The 21,436-nt window shown below is 35.3% G+C and carries 19 protein-coding genes; 12 read left to right on the top strand and 7 right to left on the bottom strand.

The window, feature by feature from the left end:
- Positions 1-1,791, top strand: coding sequence for an NADH-quinone oxidoreductase subunit NuoF (locus tag UMR38_07815; GenBank protein MEC9485753.1), 1,791 nt, complete (start codon positions 1-3; stop codon positions 1,789-1,791).
- A 12-nt stretch (positions 1,792-1,803) separates the two neighbouring features.
- A complete protein-coding gene (locus UMR38_07820; GenBank protein MEC9485754.1) occupies positions 1,804-3,549 on the top strand; it encodes a [Fe-Fe] hydrogenase large subunit C-terminal domain-containing protein in 1,746 nt (581 codons plus the stop codon).
- Between the two features lie 40 nt (positions 3,550-3,589).
- Here UMR38_07820 and UMR38_07825 read toward each other — a convergent pair whose 3' ends face one another.
- From UMR38_07825 to rpmE, 3 genes are all read right to left on the bottom strand, one after another.
- Positions 3,590-4,396, bottom strand: coding sequence for a nitroreductase family protein (locus UMR38_07825; GenBank protein ID MEC9485755.1), 807 nt, complete (start codon positions 4,394-4,396; stop codon positions 3,590-3,592).
- A 33-nt stretch (positions 4,397-4,429) separates the two neighbouring features.
- Positions 4,430-5,680, bottom strand: a complete 1,251-nt coding sequence (locus UMR38_07830; protein MEC9485756.1) for an MFS transporter — start codon at positions 5,678-5,680, stop codon at positions 4,430-4,432.
- Between the two features lie 127 nt (positions 5,681-5,807).
- Entirely contained in the window at positions 5,808-6,023 is a 216-nt protein-coding gene (gene rpmE, locus UMR38_07835; GenBank protein ID MEC9485757.1) for a 50S ribosomal protein L31, read from the bottom strand.
- Positions 6,024-6,200: 177 nt separating this feature from the next.
- Here rpmE and UMR38_07840 point away from each other — a divergent pair, with 177 nt between their 5' ends.
- From UMR38_07840 to UMR38_07850, 3 genes are read left to right on the top strand one after another with little or no spacing between them, the layout of a single operon-like run.
- A complete protein-coding gene (locus tag UMR38_07840) occupies positions 6,201-7,040 on the top strand; it encodes a fumarate hydratase (GenBank protein MEC9485758.1) in 840 nt (279 codons plus the stop codon).
- Entirely contained in the window at positions 7,037-7,561 is a 525-nt protein-coding gene (locus UMR38_07845) for a FumA C-terminus/TtdB family hydratase beta subunit (protein MEC9485759.1), read from the top strand. The genes UMR38_07840 and UMR38_07845 overlap by 4 nt, the downstream gene beginning before the upstream one ends.
- Complete coding sequence (locus UMR38_07850) at positions 7,554-8,723, top strand: NADP-dependent malic enzyme (protein MEC9485760.1); 1,170 nt, start codon at positions 7,554-7,556, stop codon at positions 8,721-8,723. Before UMR38_07845 ends, UMR38_07850 begins: the two co-directional genes overlap by 8 nt.
- A gap of 16 nt (positions 8,724-8,739) precedes the next feature.
- Here UMR38_07850 and UMR38_07855 read toward each other — a convergent pair whose 3' ends face one another.
- The 4 genes from UMR38_07855 to UMR38_07870 form a co-directional block, all read right to left on the bottom strand.
- A complete protein-coding gene (locus UMR38_07855; protein MEC9485761.1) occupies positions 8,740-10,782 on the bottom strand; it encodes a beta-propeller domain-containing protein in 2,043 nt (680 codons plus the stop codon).
- A 10-nt stretch (positions 10,783-10,792) separates the two neighbouring features.
- The gene (locus tag UMR38_07860; GenBank protein ID MEC9485762.1) at positions 10,793-11,314 is read right to left on the bottom strand and encodes a LytTR family DNA-binding domain-containing protein; all 522 of its coding nucleotides are present in this window, start codon (positions 11,312-11,314) and stop codon (positions 10,793-10,795) included.
- Between the two features lie 116 nt (positions 11,315-11,430).
- Positions 11,431-11,997 carry a Maf family protein gene (locus UMR38_07865; protein MEC9485763.1) on the bottom strand — a complete coding sequence of 189 codons (567 nt, stop codon included), beginning with the start codon at positions 11,995-11,997 and terminating at the stop codon, positions 11,431-11,433.
- Positions 11,990-13,354, bottom strand: coding sequence for an MFS transporter (locus tag UMR38_07870; protein ID MEC9485764.1), 1,365 nt, complete (start codon positions 13,352-13,354; stop codon positions 11,990-11,992). Before UMR38_07870 ends, UMR38_07865 begins: the two co-directional genes overlap by 8 nt.
- A 161-nt stretch (positions 13,355-13,515) precedes the next feature.
- On the opposite strand from UMR38_07870, the gene tilS reads away from it, so the two are divergent.
- From tilS to cysK, 7 genes are all read left to right on the top strand, one after another.
- Positions 13,516-14,823, top strand: a complete 1,308-nt coding sequence (gene tilS, locus UMR38_07875) for a tRNA lysidine(34) synthetase TilS (protein MEC9485765.1) — start codon at positions 13,516-13,518, stop codon at positions 14,821-14,823.
- Positions 14,817-15,359 carry a hypoxanthine phosphoribosyltransferase gene (gene hpt / locus UMR38_07880; GenBank protein MEC9485766.1) on the top strand — a complete coding sequence of 181 codons (543 nt, stop codon included), beginning with the start codon at positions 14,817-14,819 and terminating at the stop codon, positions 15,357-15,359. The genes tilS and hpt overlap by 7 nt, the downstream gene beginning before the upstream one ends.
- A 13-nt stretch (positions 15,360-15,372) precedes the next feature.
- Positions 15,373-17,340 carry an ATP-dependent zinc metalloprotease FtsH gene (ftsH, locus tag UMR38_07885; protein MEC9485767.1) on the top strand — a complete coding sequence of 656 codons (1,968 nt, stop codon included), beginning with the start codon at positions 15,373-15,375 and terminating at the stop codon, positions 17,338-17,340.
- 49 nt (positions 17,341-17,389) lie between these two features.
- Positions 17,390-17,650 carry an RNA-binding S4 domain-containing protein gene (locus UMR38_07890; GenBank protein MEC9485768.1) on the top strand — a complete coding sequence of 87 codons (261 nt, stop codon included), beginning with the start codon at positions 17,390-17,392 and terminating at the stop codon, positions 17,648-17,650.
- A gap of 53 nt (positions 17,651-17,703) precedes the next feature.
- On the top strand, positions 17,704-18,693 hold the full coding sequence (locus tag UMR38_07895) for a zinc ABC transporter substrate-binding protein (protein ID MEC9485769.1): 990 nt from the start codon (positions 17,704-17,706) through the stop codon (positions 18,691-18,693).
- Positions 18,694-18,773: 80 nt separating this feature from the next.
- Positions 18,774-20,267, top strand: a complete 1,494-nt coding sequence (gene lysS / locus UMR38_07900) for a lysine--tRNA ligase (GenBank protein MEC9485770.1) — start codon at positions 18,774-18,776, stop codon at positions 20,265-20,267.
- 108 nt (positions 20,268-20,375) lie between these two features.
- Positions 20,376-21,293 carry a cysteine synthase A gene (gene cysK / locus UMR38_07905; protein ID MEC9485771.1) on the top strand — a complete coding sequence of 306 codons (918 nt, stop codon included), beginning with the start codon at positions 20,376-20,378 and terminating at the stop codon, positions 21,291-21,293.
- The last annotated feature ends 143 nt before the right edge of the window (positions 21,294-21,436 follow it).

The following is a 21,436-nucleotide window of genomic DNA, read 5'->3' on the forward strand; positions in this document are numbered from 1 at the left end:
ATGTTAGAAAGAGCTCATGTTTTAATCTGTAGCGGATCAAACTGTATTTCTCGAGGTGCGCACACCTTTCGTGCTGAATTTGAAAAACACTTAGAGACTCACGGAATCCGCGATGAAATTAAAATTGTCAACACAGGGTGTGTTGGACTGTGTGAACAAGGTCCATTTGTTATTGTATACCCTGAAGGAGTCTTTTATGCCCAAGTTAAAGAAAAGGACATTAAAAAGATTGTTGATGAACATTTATACAAGGGACGCCTCGTTGAAGATTTAATCTTTGAAGAGACATTAACCGATAAAAAAGAAATAAAAGCTTTTGATGAAATTCGCTTTTATTCTAAACAAACACGTGTTGCCCTAAGAAACTGTGGTTTAATCAATCCCGACGATATTGAAGAGTATATCGCACGTAATGGATATCGCAGTTTAGGAAAAGTATTACTTGAAATGTCCCCAAAAGAGGTTATTCAAGAAATGCTACATTCTGGATTGCGTGGTCGTGGGGGTGGCGGTTTCCCAACTGGACGTAAATGGCAATTTGCATATGAAAACGATGCGGATCAAAAATATATTATATGTAACGCAGATGAAGGCGATCCAGGTGCCTTCATGGATCGGGCATTACTCGAAGGAGATCCTCATAGTATTTTAGAAGGGTTAATGATTGGTGGGTATGCGATTGGTGCAAACAAAGGATTTATCTATGTACGTATTGAGTACCCAACAGCCATTAAGAAATTACGTAATGCCATCAAACAAGCAAAAGATCTAGGATTACTAGGTGAAAATATATTTGGCACTGACTTTAGTTTTGATATCGAACTCCGCTTAGGAGCTGGTGCATTTGTATGTGGTGAAGAAACAGCATTAATTGCATCAATTGAAGGTGGACGAGGAATGTCTCGTAACAAACCACCATATCCTGCCGCAAAAGGACTATGGGGTAAACCAACCATCATTAACAATGTTGAAACATTAGCTAATATCCCTCAAGTCATCTTTAAAGGGGCAGATTGGTTCAGTAAAATTGGAACTGAGCATTCAAAAGGAACCAAAGTGTTTAGTTTAGGTGGAAATATTAAAAATGCTGGTTTAGTAGAAGTCCCTATGGGAACGACACTCCGTGAAGTTATTTATGAAATAGGTGGCGGAATTCCAAAGAATAAAGCTTTAAAGGCTATTCAAACAGGTGGACCATCTGGCGGGGCTATTCCGGAAAGTATGATTGACCTATCAATCGAATATGAAACGCTTATCGAAGCTGGTTCAATGATGGGTTCAGGTGGAATGGTTGTTATCGATGAAGATGCTTGTCTTGTTGATATCTGTCGATTCTATTTAGAGTTTACGGTTGATGAATCATGTGGTAAATGTACCCCCTGTCGTGAAGGAACGAAAAAAATGCTTGAGTTACTTAATGTTATTTCATCAGGTCATGGTACCTTAGAAGATTTAGATAAACTTGAATCTTTAGCACAAATGGTTAAAGGATCCTCGCTTTGTGGATTAGGACAATCGGCACCAAACCCTGTATTATCAATGTTAAATGGCTTTAGAGATGAATTTGAAGCACATGTTGTTGATAAAAAATGTCCAGGTGGTGTATGTAAACCACTCATTAACTTATTTATTACTGATGACTGTATTGGATGTACAAAATGTGCTCGTAACTGTCCAGTCGATTGTATCTCTGGTAGTGTTAAAGAATTACATGTTATCGATACAGAAGAATGCATCAAATGTGGTGTTTGTAAAAACGTCTGTCCTGTTGATGCAATCATTAGTGTATAGGAGGCTTACAAAATGAAAAATGTTACGCTTACAATAAATGGTAAAGAAGTCACTGTACCTGAAAATTATACAGCTATGCAAGCGGCAGAATCAATTGGAATAAACGTACCGAGACTCTGCTTCTTAAAAGATATTAATGAAACAAGTGCTTGTCGTATGTGTGTTGTCGAAGTTGAGGGCGCAAGAGGAGGCCTATCAAACTCTTGTGCATTAGCCATTTACGACGGGATGAAAATCACAACGAAAAATAAGAAAATCACTGATTCAGTTCGCCAAAACCTTGAATTATTAGCTAGTAACCATATCTTTGAATGTTGGGCATGTGAACGTGAACAATCGTGTGAATTTCTCGATTTAATGCGGCGTTACCAAGTTGAAAATCCTTATGGCGAAAGCACAGATTTCTTTAAAAAACCACGCCGTATCAATGATTCATCTAACACCATTGTATTAGATAGTGGAAAATGTATCTTATGCGGACGTTGTATTAATGCTTGTCACGAAAAGACAGGACTTGATATCTTAGACTTTAATGATCGTGGAAATGGAACCTATGTTGGCCCAGCAAACTTCCATGCGATGGAAGATAGCGGATGTATCAATTGTGGTGCATGTATTACAGCATGTCCAGTCGCTGCGATTAAAGAACAATCTGAAATTGATGTTGTAATGGATGATTTAGAAGATCCTAATAAAACCGTGATCGTTACCATTCATCCAGCCGTTACAGTAGCACTAGGTGAAGAGTTCGGTGCTCCAATTGGTATGAATGTTGAAAAGAAAATGTATACCTCATTAAAACATGTTGGTGTCAATGACATTGTGGATCCAGATTTAGCGAATAAATTAACAAAAATCGAGCAAGCCAAAGAACTCATAAATCGTTTTGAACAAGATGGACCATTACCAATGTTGACTAGTTGCTCTCATAGTTTCGTAAACTATGTCGAACAATATAAAACAGATTATGTACCGCATCTTACAAGTACAAAAACACCTCAACAGATGGCTGGGGCAATCTCTAAACATTACTATGCAGAAAAGATTGGCTACGAAAAAGAGAATATCTCGTTCGTCTCAATTGTTCCATCAATTGCTAAAAAGGATGAAGCAAAACGTGATAACATGCAATTTGGCGGAATCAGAGATGTTGATCATGTCTTAACAACACGTGAGTATGGCCGTTTATTAAAACGAAAAGGAATCAACTTATTTGATATAGAGGATAGTGAAGCCTTTGGTCGCTTAAGCGAGTTTGATGATACACCTTACTTTTTCACAGACGCAAAATCATCACTTCAAGGTACTTTAGATGCCGTAAATAGTTTACTAGAAAAAGATAAAGTTACGTTAGACTTTACGAAAGTTAGAAACATTGATAATGCCTATGAAGCAACATTTACTTTGAATAATCAAGAAATACAAGTTGCTGCTGTTACCGGTATCTTGAATATTCAAGAGTTCCTAGAAAGAATTCATACTAGTCGTAAAAAATATCACTTAATTGAGTTTGCGACACATGAATTTGGATGTGTTGATGAAGGTGGACAACCAATTCAACCCGCTAGAATTCAAGATTATGTAGATATTCAAGCAAAACGAAAAGCTGCCCTAAAAGAACAAGATATAGCTGATCGTACAATCTTTAATGATTATATTAAGAATCTATATGATGAATATCTTGAAGAACCCGGTAGTAAAAAAGCAGGTAAGTTACTTCATACTGCCTTCCATAAACAGACTTTCTATAATCAATAAAACAAAGAAAAAGTCCACACATTTGTGGACTTTTTTATATCTATATTATCTTTAAACCTATAATATACTCCCATTCATCAATGTCTAATGGACACGTATATACAAATGAAATCAACTTGTCATCACCAATTAATGATACATATAGGTAAGATAGCGCAATACCAATATCTATCGCTTGTATATCAATTGCTAATGAATTACCATAGCTTTTTGTGCGATCTAAGAAAAGATAGAAAGTATCATTATCTAACACAATACGCCATGGTTGTTTATTAGACGCACTTGGAGCTAGTCGTACTGCCTTAAGATACTGAAGGTAAGGATGGGCCTGAGGTACAGCCTCTAGTGATTCTCCTAAGAAAAAGAGTTCACTCAATGGTTTACGGTTGTCTGCATTACTAACTTTACGGATAATCTTTTCTCTTAATGACTTAGAGGCACTATATCCAACAGGTGAAATGGCTGGGATAATCTTCTGTTCTTCAACAGGTATGTGAAATTGATTACGATGGAACGTACCACCTAACCATACGGTACCTAAATTAGATAGTGTCAACGCTAAAATAACTTGTTCAAAAAGAAATCCATAGTCTACCATACCTTTTAGCGTGTTTTCTACAACCCCACCAATAAATGCCGGAGGATGTTTAATAAATCCATAGGTCCCAATCTTTCCCTGTTGATGAGTCTTATTTTCTTGAAAGAAAAAGTCTACATCCTGCTTGAATGGACGTTCCTCGGACTTTACATGGTCCAAAATTGTCTTCGTTAGTTTTATATCCTCTTTAGACAGTGCACGTTTTTGGAATGTTCTTGTTGACTTCCTTTGGGCAATAATACCTAGCATATATTTCTCCAATCTCTAAATCTAGATAAACGACTACAGTTGTTTAATATATTTATTATGGGTAATAACATATCCCGATACAAGAATTGCTGCCATTGCAACATAGAATAAAATCATTAATCCGAACCACTGAATAACAAATCCACCTAAAGCAAGCGCAATTGGTGTTAATCCATTTGAAATAATAGTTATAACACTAAATGTTCGTCCCATCATACTTTTATCTACAGTTATCATAATTGCAGTATTAAATGGCACATTGATAAATCCATTAACGATTCCCATAATTAACATGGTTAATGAGGTTACTATTATAAATACATTAAATGGAATTAGTCCGTTTACGATTAAGAATACATTAACTGTAAAGATAGCAAACAATACTGCCATTCCTCGAAATCCGAAAAATAACTGCCGGCTGATTTTTTCCGCCTGCGGTTTAGTCCCAAGATATATACTTGTAATCATGATACCAACTGGGAATACACCACTAATTACCGATAAATAAATCGCTGGTTTTTGAAGTACAATTTCAAATAAATATGGAGATCCGTTTGATATCACTGGTATTGTGAAAAAGTTAACTAAACTTGCAAATGAGACCATATAGAAAATAGGTTTTAATTGGTATAAATAGTTTAATCCTTCTTTTACTTTAACAAGTGTTTCTTTAACTGATAATTTAATCCGTTCTGTAATGGTCTTCGTTTTAATAAAGAACTCACTAAAACTTGATAACAGAAAACTTATAGCATTAACAAGCATTAAATATTCAATTTGTAAAAGATCATACATTAGCCCCCCAAAAACAACACCCAATATGCCATAAAGTGCAAACATTCCCATACGTAAAGAACTATTTTGTTGCATTTGATCATCTTCTAATATGTGTGCGGGTAGAGATGATGCGGCAGGATTAAACATGGCACTATTAAACCCTAGGACTACACTTGTTGAGAAAAGTGTTATTAACGTCACTGTTAATGAGATATCTAAATAGATAAAATAAGTGGCAATTAAGACTGTTATTCCCCCAATAAAATCAGTGACATACACCACTTTTGTTTTATCCATTTGATCCACGAGGGCACCTGAAAAAATAGATACCGCAAAGAATACAACGCCTCCCGTAGCAAGATATAATCCTTGAATTCCTGGGCTTTTTGTAATACTGAGGATATAAAGACTTATTGCAAAGTTATACATATGCGTCCCTAGATTCGATATTAAACCTCCAATAAATAACAATAAATAATCTCTGTTTTTTAAAACAAATTCTCCCATAATAGTACTTCCTCCAATCGGTTGTTACTAAAAATATATCACGCCCCAACGATAAAATCAATAAAACATTAAATTTTTTTTATCGTTTCTGTATATATAATAAAAAAAGTCGCATAAAGCGACTCTTTTATTCTGATTTTTCTTTTCGTTTGTAACGTCTATTAAAGCGTTCAACACGTCCAGCAGCTTTACCAAATTTCTGCTTACCAGTATAGAATGGATGGCAATTTGAACACGTATCAACACGTATCTCATCAAGTACACTACCTGTTTCAAATGTATTTCCACAAGTTGTACACGTGACTGTCACCGTTTTATACTCTGGATGTATTCCTTTTTTCATATGATTCGACTCCTTCCGCCATGGTGTTACCCATAGTAAGTTTATTCGCGATAGTAATTATATCAAACAAATCTTAGATAATCAAGTTATTTTATTTTTTATTTTTTCTTCTTTTTCCTTAATTACAAAGAACCCTACTTGTGGTATACTGTGAGTGTCATACAAAGGAGTGATTCTATGCGTGAAGTAGACGCATCCCAAATTACTGATATTATTCGAAAAAGTGTTATCGAAATCAATTATCATCTTGATCATTCGCTTTTGCAGTTAATTCAAAAAGCAAAAAGTAAAGAAAGTAACCAAGTTGCTTCTTCTATTTTAGATGATATTATTGAAAATGCCAAAATTGCTGATACAAATCAAGCACCACTGTGTCAAGATACAGGTGTAGTCGTTGTCTTTTTAGAGATTGGTCAAGATGTTCATATCAAGGGTAATCTAAATAATGCCATTAATCAAGGTGTTCGCGAAGGATATGAGAAAGGGTACTTACGTAAGAGTATGGTGAATCATCCTTTTAACCGGAAAAACACAGGAGATAATACCCCAGCCATTATCCATACGAAGCTTGTTGATGGTGATAAAATCACCTTAAAAATGGCTGCTAAAGGTGGCGGAAGTGAAAATATGAGTATTGTTAAGATGCTTACACCTGCTGAAGGCTTAGAAGGTATTAAGCAATTAGTTCTAGATACAGTATTTAATGCTGGCGGTAAGCCATGTCCTCCAATCATTGTGGGCCTTGGTATTGGAGGTAATTTTGAAAAAAGCGCGCTTTTAGCTAAAGAAGCATTGTTACGTGATTTGGATGATCATAACCCTGATCCTATACTACATCAACTTGAGCAAGAGCTTTTAGAAGAAATCAATGCCTTAGGTGTTGGCCCTATGGGAGTTGGTGGAGAAACAACCTGTTTAGCTGTAAAAGCTAACTATCATCCTATGCATATTGCGTCATTACCTGTGGCAATCAATATACAATGTCACTCATCTCGCCACAAAGAGGTGATCATATGATTCATTTAACGCCCCCGATAACAGATGATGATATTAAACAACTACATGTTGGTGATAAAGTACTGATTAGCGGGACTATCTATACTGCGAGAGATCAAGCTCATCTTCGATTATTAAAAGAAAAGAATCCTCAATTTAACTTAGAAGGTGCCGTCATCTTTTATGTAGGACCAACTCCAAATAAGCCCAATCAAGCAGTCGGTGCAAGTGGTCCAACATCGAGTTATCGCATGGATGCTATGGCGCCTGAGTTGATGGCTAGAGGCGTTAAACTAATGATTGGTAAAGGTGATCGCTCTGAAGACTTTCGTCATGCAATGATTGAACATAACGCGTCATACTTAATTGCAACTGGCGGTGCAGGAGCTTTATTATCTAGCCGCATTAAAAACAGTAAAATTATTATGTATGAAGACTTAGGTCCAGAAGCAATCCGTGAATTAACTGTAGAATCATTTCCATGCTTTGTAGCCTATGATGTACACGGTAAAAACATATTTAAAGGAGATGCCAATGCGTAATCCTAAAATAGACAGTTTAGCATTACATCAAAAACATCCTGGTAAAATAGCCATGCATGCAACAGTTGATGTTGATTCCCAAGAAGATTTATCTTTGGTATATTCTCCTCATGTCGCAGAAGCATCAAAAGCCATTTCTGTGAATAAAGCTGATGTCTATAAATATACATCTAAAGGCAATATGGTTGCTGTTATTAGTGATGGATCTGCCGTTCTTGGATTAGGTAATATTGGTCCAGATGCAGCATTACCTGTTATGGAAGGCAAAGCTGTTCTGTTTAAAACGTTTGCCGATATTGATGCCTTTCCTATTGTATTAGATACCCAAGAACCAGATAACATTATTGACATCATCACCCATTTGGCTCCTTCTTTTGGAGGCATCAACTTAGAAGATATTAGTGCTCCTAACTGTATCATCATTGAACGAGAACTTAAAAAACGCCTAGATATACCTGTATTTCATGATGACCAACACGGCACCTCTATTGTAACCTTGGCTGCGCTAATGAATGCTTGTAGATTAAATAAAAAAGATATCTCAAAACTTCACGTTGTCATCAGTGGATTAGGCGCAGCAGGTGGTAATATCGCTAGACTACTGCATAAGGTTGGTGTCAGCAACATTTACGGTTACTCGTTAGAAGGGGTATGTTCTTATCGACATTATGAAGATTATGACTTCTCCGTTCAAGAATTATTAGATGAAGGTGTCATTACTTCAAGTGATGATAAATCTTTAAGTGCTTTAATACAAGACAAAGATGTTTTTATTGGTGTCAGTGCAAAGAATATTCTGACAGAAGATATGATTACTACTATGCATAAGAATCCGATTGTTTTTGCGATGGCAAATCCTGACCCAGAGATTCCTTATAAACTAGCTAAAAAAGCTGGAGCAAGTATTGTAGGCACAGGCCGTAGTGATTATCCTAATCAAATCAATAATGTTCTTGCCTTTCCAGGACTTTTCAAAGGCGTCCTCAAAGCAAGAGCAAAAAACATTACAGATGATATGAAAATTGCAGCCGCAAAAGCTATCGCAAATATTATCACTGATAAAGAGTTAACCGCTGATTTTATCATTCCTTCACCTTTTGATAAGAGGGTAGTAAAAGAAGTCAGTAATGCTGTCTATCACCTAGCAAAAAGAGACAAATAAATTGTCTCTTTTTAATTTATTCAATATTTAAAGACTCTAAAATAGTCGTTGGATCATTCAATGTGGATACTTTGATGTAGCGATTAGATACAGTGTAGAAGAATGTAGTATCACTTGCTTCATCATGAATAAATTTTGCTTTGTATACGTAAACTTCTTCTTCTGTGTTTGAAGCGTGTTGGACATAACCTTTCACACTAAGACCTTCTATTTCATCAAAGCCAAAGGTTAAAATACCACTATTATATTGATAACGATCATCTAGATAATCATATGTAGTAAATGGTAAGGCAATTAAACCTTTACTTAAACTGACAAGTAAATCTTTATGATTATAGGTGGCTGTTGTATATGACCATCCAAAATCAGCATAATCATAAATAATCTCATCAAATACAACTGGGTTTGTTTTATCTTTGATATCATATACACTTATTTTAATACCTTCTGTCCCACCTTCTGAATCACCAAACCCAATTCCTAACATATAATCATTCCCTAACGGTTGTAAATAACTACTAAAGCCTGTTATTTCTAGCTCACCTAATACCGTTGGATTGCTAGGATCTGATAAATTCAATACATAGAATGGATCTGTTTGTTCAAACGTTACGACATAGGCATAATCTTTTGTAAAACGTACTGATCGAATGACTTCTCCTGGTTTTCCTAAACCACCTATTTTATTGATAATTTTTAACTCTGAATCTAGTAAAAATATTTGATTGTTGATATTTTCTGTCCAGCGCCCACTCGTCGTAGCAATCCGTAACACGCCTTCATATTCATCCATACTAAACTGGTTTAACGTATTGCCTGGAACTTTACCATATTTATCAAAGGCAACATTTGGTCCGTCAATTTTAATTTTAAAAATAGCGGTTTGCACATCATTATTATCATTTGAGAGTAAATCGTCTGTGAAAGTGCGATATGGCCATAAGGTACCTGCTAGGTACATGTTATTTTGTGAGACGTACAAATTGTAGGCACTGTCACCTAAAATAACTTCCATATCGACTTGTTTCCCACCTAAATCAAGGCCATAAAATGTTGTAAAGCTATTAGGTGCCACGCCATCTACATATACTATATTTTGATATTTAGCTTGTACAGACATATTATTAACTTTGTAATAAGGTAAATACTTATCCACATCAACATCCTCTTGATAAAGCGGTAGATATGTGGATGTGACGACATATAAATTATCTTCTATTTTGCGTGTTCCTAAGAAATTTCCAGAAAGTTCATAGATTGTCTCTAAGCTAAAGTTATCTTTTTTATCATAAACAAAGACATTAATATTACTTTCTTGATACCCCCACCAATCAATGACGATATCATCTTCTTGTTTATCTTCATAACAATAATTATTGTAATATGACCCAATGACTGCTAAATAATCATCATCCACATAAAGCCCATTGGTATTGAATGATCGAGGGCATTCCTGATCATCGATTGAATAATCAAATGACGTCTCTAAATCAAGTACCTGATAGGTTTCTGATTGGGTGTAAGCTAATACAATCTTTACTTCATTGTTTCTCGCGACATAAATATATTTTCCGTCGGTTAAAACATTATCCATTTCATCGACACCAATGACTTGATTATTGGTGTTTGAATAGTCATCACTACCTTGATCTTCGTTTACAGTATCAAAATTATCTGTGGTTGTTTCCGGTACCATTAAACCATCTGTAAAGAACCATCCATTATTTGTTCTATAGTTTTGCTCGAAGGCATTATAGATATCTAAAATATCATCACCACTGTTAAAGTCTACAACATCATAATTATTGCCCCCTAAATTAACAGTCGCAACTAATGCCACAATGACAAGTATGACCGGTGAAACCGCTCCAGTTAATAACAATGATAGACGATGATTACGTTTAATATCTGGTGATGATATACGCATAGCTGTTTTTTTCTTGTCTAAGCGTTTATTCCACTGATATTCATCAATAAAACGTTTCACAAAATAAAGACTAATTCCTAAAAAGACTATAAGCAAAAATAGTAATCCTGGTTGATTAAAAAGCGTGCTCATAAGATACCTCCTAATAATCTAATGCGTTTTTAAACGCTTTTAAATATGCTCGGTTAACCTCAATGACATCACCATTTACCATTAATAACTGTAACTTTGAGTTTAAAGCTGGCTTGATATAATCAATTTTAGCGATATTGACAATGGCATGTTTGCTAACTCTGATAAAATCCTTGTCTTGCAAAATCTTTTCTAACTCATAAAGCTTATAGTTTACGCGCATTCTCATCGTCCCTAAAATGGCGTAGACATCTTCATCTTCTGTAATGAAATATGAAATATTCCTAGCCAAAGTCCGCTTATCTCCATATTGGTTGCTTCCTACGATATAAATCGCTTCCCCTTTGACAATCCAATCTAATAAAGATGAAACGTGTGACAGCTCAGTCTCATTAAAGACGATGTTTACCTTGTCTTGCTCGACTTGGTCTTTATCAGTAGTTAGTACATATAAGTAATGCTCAGTCTCTGTAAGGTTTAACCGTTCAGTAATCATTTTATGCTTAGATTCGTCGACTTTTAATTTAAACATAAAAGTTCCTCCTGACAATTGTATTTTAGCATGTCTACATAAAGATATATATAGGATGCAGGTATCTTACATTTATTTTACACCAAACTACATTATAATGCATTAAAAAAGGGAGACTATAAGTCTCCACTTTCTATTAATTTCATATATAATTGATGAACTGGTAAGCCCATCACAGTATAATAATCACCGACTATTTTTTTAATATATTTTGCGCCATGGCCTTGTATTCCATAAGCCCCTGCTTTGTCAAAAGGCTCATTTGTGGCAATATACTCTTCAATCTCAGAAATTGTTAGAGACTTAAAATAAACATCAGTATTTTCATAAAATGTTTGATATTCCTGATCTTTCACAATGGCACATCCTGTAATAACTTGATGGTTTGTTCCCGATAATAGCTCAAGCATGCGTTTAGCATCATCTTGATCTACTGGCTTATTCAATATGTGATGATCTTTTACAACGATTGTATCAAATCCAAGAACCAAAGCATTAGGATGATGCTTTGATACGTCTAAAGCTTTTTGTAATGCCAAAGCCATTGCAATTTCTTCATCAGCCTTGTTCATATCAATTGCTTCTTCTATCGTACTTGGTATTATTTTAAAGGGAAAATCAAATAAAGCTAATAATTGTTTACGACGCGGTGATTGGCTGGCAAGGATCACCTTTTTATTCATGCACAACCACTGGCGTATCAGCCTTAACAAAGAATAATATAATCGATGCTATTGCGAGTGGAATTAATAACAATAATACAGCTAAATTAGTCCCTAGACGAACTTGGAAGAAGGCAATTAAGAATGGTGAAAAAATCCCACCAAAACGACCAAATATACTATAAAACCCAAAGAAATCATTGGCTTTTTCTTTCGGTACCATTTTGGCAAAATAACTTCGGCTTATAGATTGTATTCCACCTTGAGCTGTTCCTATTAAAGCACCGACAAACCACATAAAATAGGTTGTTTCTGCGGTAATGCTATACACTAAGAAAACACCAATCGCATAGGTTAAAATACCGTAATAAATCATTGTCTTTCCACCAAAACGTTTGGTTAAACGGCCATAGAATATTGCACTTGGAAAAGCAATAACCTGAACCATTACGATAACACCTAGCATGACCATATCACTAACCTCTAAATCACTACCAATGTTTGTAGCTAAACGAATCACACTGTTTACAACATCGATATATAGTAAGTAAGCAATTAAAAACATAAACACATAACGGTACGCACGAATTTCTTTAAATGTCCCGCCTAAACGCTTAAAACTTAGTATTAATGAGTTTTTAACCCGTTCAATATTATAAGTCTGTTCAACATCTTTAATCAGTGGTATTGAGTAGATAAACCACCAAATAATTGAAATTATAAACGCAAAACTAATGGTTAAGCGCCGCATTGAGTATTCACTTACACCAAAATTCTCTGGTGTAATTATTCCAAAAAGATATAATGCATACGGAATCAATCCAATAAAGAATGGGATAAGACTCCCAATATATCCCCATGCATACCCTGTAGAGCTTACAACATCCATGCGGTCTTCGGTGGTTACATCAACTAAGAAGGCATCATATATAACATTGGTCAAATTATATCCAATTGAGGTAATCGCAAAGATCACCAACAACGTAATCCAATCATATCCTGGTATACTTAATCCAACGCCACCAATTAATCCCATAGATAAGAAAATAATGAAGAATTTTTTCTTATTACCTCGATAATTGGACCAAGCCCCTATGACAGGACTCAATAAAGCCACAGTAAGGGCTAAAGCACTTGTAAGATATTTAAATAACGATGAGCCGGGAATCCATAAAGCTTTATATTCTTCAGTAACAACTTGTGTATCACCAATTAAATGATACTTCTCTATGCCATCTGCTACATGTGGTCCCATATATACCAACTCGTATAAAAGGGGCAAGAAGATGGTAATAACAGTTAGTATAAAAGCACTATTCGCAACATCGTATAATACCCATGCACGTTCTTTCTTTGTTAAATGCGGCAATTTAAACATTTGAATTCTCCCATCTTTTATCAACTTAACTCATTTTAATTAATTATACCATAAACCATCTAAAAACCGATGGATAATCCCTAAATAACTAAAATTCAAATGGTTAAACTATTGACAGGAGAAAGTAACCATTGTATGTTATAATAGATGTAGGTGACAGTATGAAATCAATTAGTGAACATGTGAAGCAATTGAATTTATTTTCAAAAGATAGCCCCGTTGTCGTCGCGGTGAGTACCGGTGTCGATTCAATGGTTCTTTTGCATGTTTTGTTATCCTTGGATATTAAGTGTATTGTCGCGCATGTAAACCATCAAAAACGGAAACAATCAAATGAAGAACAAGCTTTTTTAAAGGCATTTTCAAAACATCATAATGTCCCATTTAAAACCATCAATATTACTTTAGAAAATCGTAACTTCCAAAAACAAGCAAGAGAAAAACGATATCATTTCTTTAAACAAGTTGCAAAACAATATCATACGCATGATATTGCCTTAGCACATCACTTAGATGATCAAGCTGAGACGATTATGATGCGCATTATCAGAGGGTCTTCATTTCAAGGTTATGAAGGTATGCATACCCATTATATCGAGAATGATTATCGCTTTATTAGACCCCTTCTCAATATCTCAAAAGATGCTTTAATGAACTATGCACAAACATATAATATTCACTATTATGATGATTATACAAATCAATCATCTACCTATACAAGAAATCGTATCAGACACGATATTCTTCCTTTAATGGCAAAGGAAAATCCACAATATCGCGATAAGTTACTTCAGTTATCTGAGTATATTAAAATGGCGAATGAGATGATCCATCCGTATGTGACATCATTCCTTGATCAGCACTATCTTAATAATAAAATTTCCCTTATTCCTTTCAACAACTTAAAAGATATTGTAAAAATCAATGTCTTAACCCATTTGATTAATGATTTGACAGATAATAAAGTAGAAATTTCTTATAATCAATACCAAACTATGATTTCCCTTGCTTTAAAAGAGAATCCAAATCAAGAATACGCCCTATCAAAGGACTATAAATTCATAAAAACGTATACCTATATAACTCTTATTAAAACCCGTAAAGAAAGGGTGGCGTCAGTTAAAATTACAGATGAAGGTTGTTATCAAATTAACGACCATTACTCCTTTTTTGTTACACATAATAAATTAGACCAAAATCATAGAAATTTTTTTCAATTATGGTATAATGAATTAGTGTTTCCACTTTACTTGAGAACACGCCAAAATGGTGATAAAATGATTCTTAATGTGGGAACTAAAAAAGTTAAAGATATTTTTATTGATCAAAAGATTCCAAAACATCTAAGAGATACGAAAATATTACTTGCGAACGATGATGATGTCTTGTGGATACCAGGAATTAAGAAGGCCCATCAAGATCAATCAAAAAAGCACATATTATACATTTATGAGGTGACAAAATGTTAGAAAAAGATATTGAGAAAATATTGGTTTCAGAAAGCGAAATAGATGCCATTGCAAAACGCCTAGGAAAACAATTAACAGAAGAATATAAAGATAAGTTTCCAATCGTTGTAGGATTATTAAAAGGATGTGTCCCGTTTATGGGTAAACTCATCAGCAACATGGATATGCATCTTGAAATTGAGTTTATGGATGTATCGAGTTACCATGGTGGTATTGAATCAAGTGGCGATATCAAAATCAGCAAGGATTTAGATGTTGCTGTGAAAGATCGACACATTATTATCGCTGAAGATATCGTTGATACAGGAAGAACAATAAAAGTTATTATGGATTTATTAAAATACCGCGGGGCAAAAAGTGTTAGTGTCGTCACACTACTTGATAAACCTGCTGGTCGTGTGGTAAATCTAGATCCTGAGTATATAGGAAAAACCATTCCCAAAGAATTTGTCGTAGGTTACGGTTTAGATTATGATGAAAAATACCGCAATCTACCCTATGTGGGCGTCTTGAAAAAAGATGTCTATATGAAGTAAGGAGCGAAGAATTATGGCAAACAAACAAATGAAACCCCCGAGTAGTAGGTTAGGTAACTTAATTGTTATTTCAATTATCTTATTGTTTATTTTCGGGGCAGTATATGTATTTACATATAATGAAGACCAACCAATCGAATATGATTACGCGACATTTATCCAGAAAATTGAAGCTGGCGAGGTAGCTTCAATGGAATCCACACCAATTTCTGGTGATATGAATATTGGTGCCTTCTTAATTGAAGGACAATTAGATAATGGATCAAGTTTTGTAATTGAGATACCTACTACGGCTGTGTTAAATGAAGTTATTACACAAGCTGAGGCTGAAGGTGTCAACTATACACATACCCCGGGTTCTAGTTACGGCTTTTGGAATATCCTCGCAATTTTAGGACCCTTACTAATCTTAATTGTCATCGTCGCTGTTTTTATGCGTAACAACGGAGGTAACAGACAAGCCTTTGATTTCGGTAAAAACCGTGCCAAATTAAACCGTAAAAAAACCACTACATTTGATAATGTAGCCGGTGTTGAAGAAGAAAAAGAAGAACTTGCAGAATTAATTGACTTCTTGAAAAACCCTAAAAAATATACAAACTTAGGCGCTCGTATACCAACTGGTATAATGTTAGTTGGGCCACCAGGTACAGGGAAAACCTTACTCGCAAGAGCTGTCGCTGGTGAAGCAAGTGTTCCATTTTACTCAATTAGTGGATCTGACTTTGTCGAAATGTTTGTTGGTGTTGGGGCATCACGTGTACGTGATATGTTCAAAAACGCAAAACAAAATGCCCCATGTATTGTCTTTATCGATGAAATCGATGCCGTAGGACGTCAGCGTGGCGCTGGTCTAGGTGGTGGACATGATGAACGTGAACAAACATTAAACCAATTACTTGTTGAGATGGATGGATTTGGAACCAACTCAGGTATCATTATCATTGCCGCAACCAACCGACCTGACGTACTGGATCCTGCCTTATTAAGACCTGGTCGTTTTGATCGACAAATAACAATTGGTCGCCCAGACATTAAAGGACGCCGAGCAATCTTAGAAGTGCATGCACGTAATAAGAAAATTGATCCTAAAGTAACCTTTGATGATATCGCAAGACGTACACCTGGATTCACAGGCGCAGACTTAGAAAACTTACTAAATGAAGCTGCCTTACTGGCTGCACGCGAAAATAAACCCCATATTAAAATTTATCATATCGATGAAGCGGTTGATCGTGTTATGATGGGACCTGCGAAAAAATCACGTGTCTTTACAAAACATGAGCGTGACTTTATTGCCCATCACGAAGCAGGACATGCCGTACTCGGTATTAAGTTAGATAATGCAAATATCGTACATAAAGTTACAATTATCCCGCGTGGACAAGCAGGTGGATATGCATTAATGCTTCCTGAGGAAGAAGAAAGTTTCTTGCAAACCAAGAAAAATCTAACTGATCAAATCACTGGATTATTAGGCGGTCGTGTAGCCGAAGAGATTATTTTCAACGAAGTCTCAACTGGAGCACAAAATGACTTCCAAAAAGCTACTGAAATAGCACGCAGTATGGTTACTGAATATGGTATGAGTTCGCTAGGGCCCATTCAATACGAGAAACGTAATGGAAATGTCTTCTTAGGAAGAGATTACGCAGCGGATAAATCATTTAGTGACCAAGTCGCATTGGAAATTGATAATGAAGTAAGATTAATTATCAACCAATGTTATGACCTTGCTAAAAAAACATTAACCGAAAATTTAGACTTACTTAAAAATATCGCTGCACACTTACTAGATGTTGAAACCTTAACAAAAGAAGACATTTATGAGATTGTTGAGACTGGTAAACTCAGTTGGTGGGAAAAGAAAAAAGAAAAGATAGAAGCAGAAAAACAAGCTGCTATTGAAGAAGAAAAAGAAGAAAAAGAAAATGCATCTGATGATGCTAATGAAAACACTACTGACGACAAACAAGCATAAGGGTATCTAAGGATATCCTTTCTTTTGTAAATAAGATAGGGAGAAGAACATGCGATTAGACAAATATCTAAAAGTATCAAGAATAATTAAAAGACGCACAATAGCAAAACAAATTGCGGATAATGAACGTGTAGAAATTAACGGTAAAACCGCTAAATCAAGCACGCCTGTTGAGGTAGATGATATTATTACGATTCATTTTGGTAATAAAGTTGTCAAAGTAAAGGTTTTAGAAATCAAAGACTCTACCAAAAAGAAAGATGCCCAAAATATGTTTGAAATTCTTGAAGAAACTTATATCAACAATTGATTTTTCTGGACATTTATCCTATAATATACTAATCAAAGAAAAAGGTGATTTTTATGAAGAAATTAATCCTAATACTATCTATTGTTCTTGTAGGACTTCTTTCAGCATGTGGTAATAACGGTACGGATGATTCAAATGTAGTTTACGTAACGGTATATCCTATGCAATATTTAGTTGAACAAATAGCCGGAGATACGATTGAAGTTAAGCGTGTTCCAGGTTCAAATACACACAGTGAATCAATTGATTGGGGCGCACAAGAAATCATTAGCATGCTAGATGCTGATTTACTGTTCTATATCAATGGTGGTGTCGATACGTATATTCCAAATAATGCTGATACAACTTTTGCTGATGGGAATGTTGAACTAGTCGATATGTCATCTCATATTGAATATAATGAAGTATGTTATACTGATGCTCACGATCATAGTTATGAAGCTCCTACTGAAGAACACACCGGTGATGAACACACTGAGGAAACGATTGATTGTGAGGAAAACCAATTAGCAGAGGATCCGCATTTTTGGTTAGATCCTGTAAGGATGCTAGAAGCCGCAACCTTTATTAAAGACAAACTGATTGCGACATTTCCTGAAAATGGCGCACTTTATGATAATAATTTCACCGTTTTAAATGCCTCACTTGAAAAATTAGATCAAGATTATCAGACAATGGCAGATGAAGCAACTAAACCAATTATTACAACAACTATGTTGTTTACTTACTGGAACGAACGGTATGACATTGAAATTTTACCTATTACAACTTCGGCGCACTCAACCGAAAATGTTCCTGGTGATATCATACATTTTGTGGAGGAAGCAGAATATCATAGTATTCAATACATTCTGTTTGAAATGAATGCCAATTCACCAGCTGGGGATCAAGTGCTCTCGCAACTTCAAGAAGTCAATGAGACGGCATCTAAGCTTTACTTACATGGACTTGGTAATCTAACAACCGAAGAACTAGAACAAGGAAAAACTTACTTAACAATTATGTATGAGAATCTAGATACATTGAAAATAGCCACTAAATAGTACAATTTTTTGTACTATTTTATTTTGATATATTTTCAAGTATGTTATAATCGATATGAATCAATAAAGAGGTGTAAACAATGAGTCAATTATCTGAACAAGAATTAGTAAGAAGAGAAAAACTACAAGAACTGATTGAAAAAAACGTCGATCCTTTTGGCAAACGTTTTGATCGAACAGATACATCAAAGAGCATTTATAATAAATATGAGCAGTACACTAAAGAAGAACTTCACGATATGGATATCAAACCAGTTACGACTGCCGGGCGTCTAAGAACCATTCGTGGTAAAGGAAAAGTTTCTTTTGCTCACATTATGGATCAACACGGACAAATTCAGTTATATATTCGTAAGGATGCCGTTGGTGATGAAGCATTTGAATTATTCAAACGTGCTGATTTAGGTGATATCTATGGTGTTAAAGGAACGATCATGAAGACACGTACGGGTGAATTAACCATCCGTGTAACTGAATTAACACATTTAACAAAATCGTTACGTCCCTTACCTGAAAAATACCATGGACTAAAAGATATTGAAGAACGTTATCGCCGTCGCTACGTTGATTTAATTACCAACAGTGATTCTCGCGAAACATTCTTGCTACGCTCTAAAATCATTACACTTTTTAGAGAATTATTAAATGATAGAGAGTACATTGAAGTTGAAACACCTATTTTACATCCTATCTTAGGAGGGGCAAATGCACGTCCATTTAAAACACATCATAATACATTAGATATGCCATTTTACTTACGTATCGCACCAGAATTATACTTAAAACGCTTAATTGTTGGTGGGTTCGATGGCGTTTATGAGATTGGTCGTACCTTCCGTAACGAGGGCATGAGCATTAAACACAATCCTGAATTTACGATGTTAGAGTTGTACCAAGCTTATGGTGATGTTAATACGATGATGGAATTAACAGAATATCTCTTTTCAACCATTGCAAAGAAATTAGACAAAGAAATCGTTCAATACAACAAACAAGAAATCAACTTAACCAAGCCATGGGATAAATTACACATGGCTGATGCTGTAAGAGATACTGTAGGGATTGACTTCTGGGATAAAGATATGACGTTCAAAAAAGCTAAAGCATTTGCTAAAGCAAAAGGTTTAGACGTGCCTGAACACTTTACAGGTACAGGACATATCTTAAACTTGTTATTTGAAGAGTATTGTGAAGAATCAATTGTTCAACCGACATTTGTGTATGGACATCCAATTGAAATTAGTCCTTTAGCAAAGAAAAATAAACAAGACCCACGCTTCACAGACCGCTTTGAACTATTCATTGATGGCCGTGAATATGCAAATGCCTTCAGTGAACTTAATGATCCTATTGATCAAAAAGAACGCTTCATGGCTCAATTAAAAGAGAAAGAGCTTGGAAATGACGAAGCAACTGAAATGGATATTGATTATATTGAGGCATTAGAATACGGTATGCCACCTGCAGGTGGACTAGGGATTGGTATTGATCGCTTTGTTATGTTACTCACTGGACAAGACTCGATTCGTGATGTTTTACTCTTCCCTCACATGAAACCAAGACAACCTGAATAAAACTAAAGAATGGCTGATTAGCCATTCTTTTTTTATCATATTACTTTATGATGTCTATTGAATTTACTATAATGATAGTACGGTTAATACAGCAATGGAGGAATAATTATGATTTATCATTCAATATATGAAACAATAGGCAATACCCCTATTATAAACATTAGTCACTTAACAAATAAGGGCGCAGCTAAACTTTATGTTAAGCTTGAATGGTTTAACCCTGGTGGTAGCGTAAAAGATCGAATTGCGATGAATATGATTGACGCTGCTGAAAGAGAAGGACTATTGACACCAGGCGATACAATAGTAGAACCGACCAGTGGGAACACAGGTATTGGTTTAGCAATGATTGCAGCCGCAAAAGGCTATAAAGCAATCTTAACAATGCCCGATAGTTTAAGTATAGAACGCCGTAAAATCTTAAAAGGATATGGTGCAAAACTGATTTTAACCCCTGCTGAAAAAGGGATGAAAGAATCCATTCGTGTGGCACAAGAACTTGTTGATGAACATGGCTACTTTATGCCAATGCAATTTGACAATGAAAACAATCCTTTAGCCCATGAAAATACTACAGCAAAAGAAATTATTAATGATTTACCGCAAATTACACACTTCATTGCTGGAGTTGGTACAGGAGGCACCATCACAGGCGTTGGACGTGCTTTAAAACGCTATAACCAAGCTATTCAAATTATCGCAGTAGAACCTGAAACAAGCGCAGTTATTAGTGGTGAAGATCCTGGTAAACATACCATTCAAGGTATTGGTGCAGGATTTGTTCCAAGTGTCCTTGATCGTAGTGTTATAGATAATGTGACGACCATTAATGATGATATTTCTTACGAAACAGCCCGTAAATTAGCCAAAGAAGATGGGCTATTTGTTGGAATTTCTAGCGGCGCTAACATCTATGCGGCAATACAACTAGCTAACTCATTATCAAGCGATGACATTGTATTAACTGTCTCTGCAAGTAATGCTGAACGTTACTTATCCACAAGTTTATTTGAAGATGAGGAGTAATATATATAAAAAGACGATTAAATGAACTGCACCCAAAAACTTGGACATAGGAAACTATGAAAAAGAAAGGGTGCAGTTTTTATATGGCAAAATATTCAATAGAGTTTAAGAAGGAAGTCGTTGAGAATTACAAGAAAAATGGT

Origin of the sequence: Candidatus Izemoplasma sp. (genome assembly GCA_036172455.1) — a bacterium.
In the GTDB taxonomy this organism is placed as follows: Bacteria; Bacillota_I; Bacilli_A; order Izemoplasmatales; family Izemoplasmataceae; genus JAIPGF01.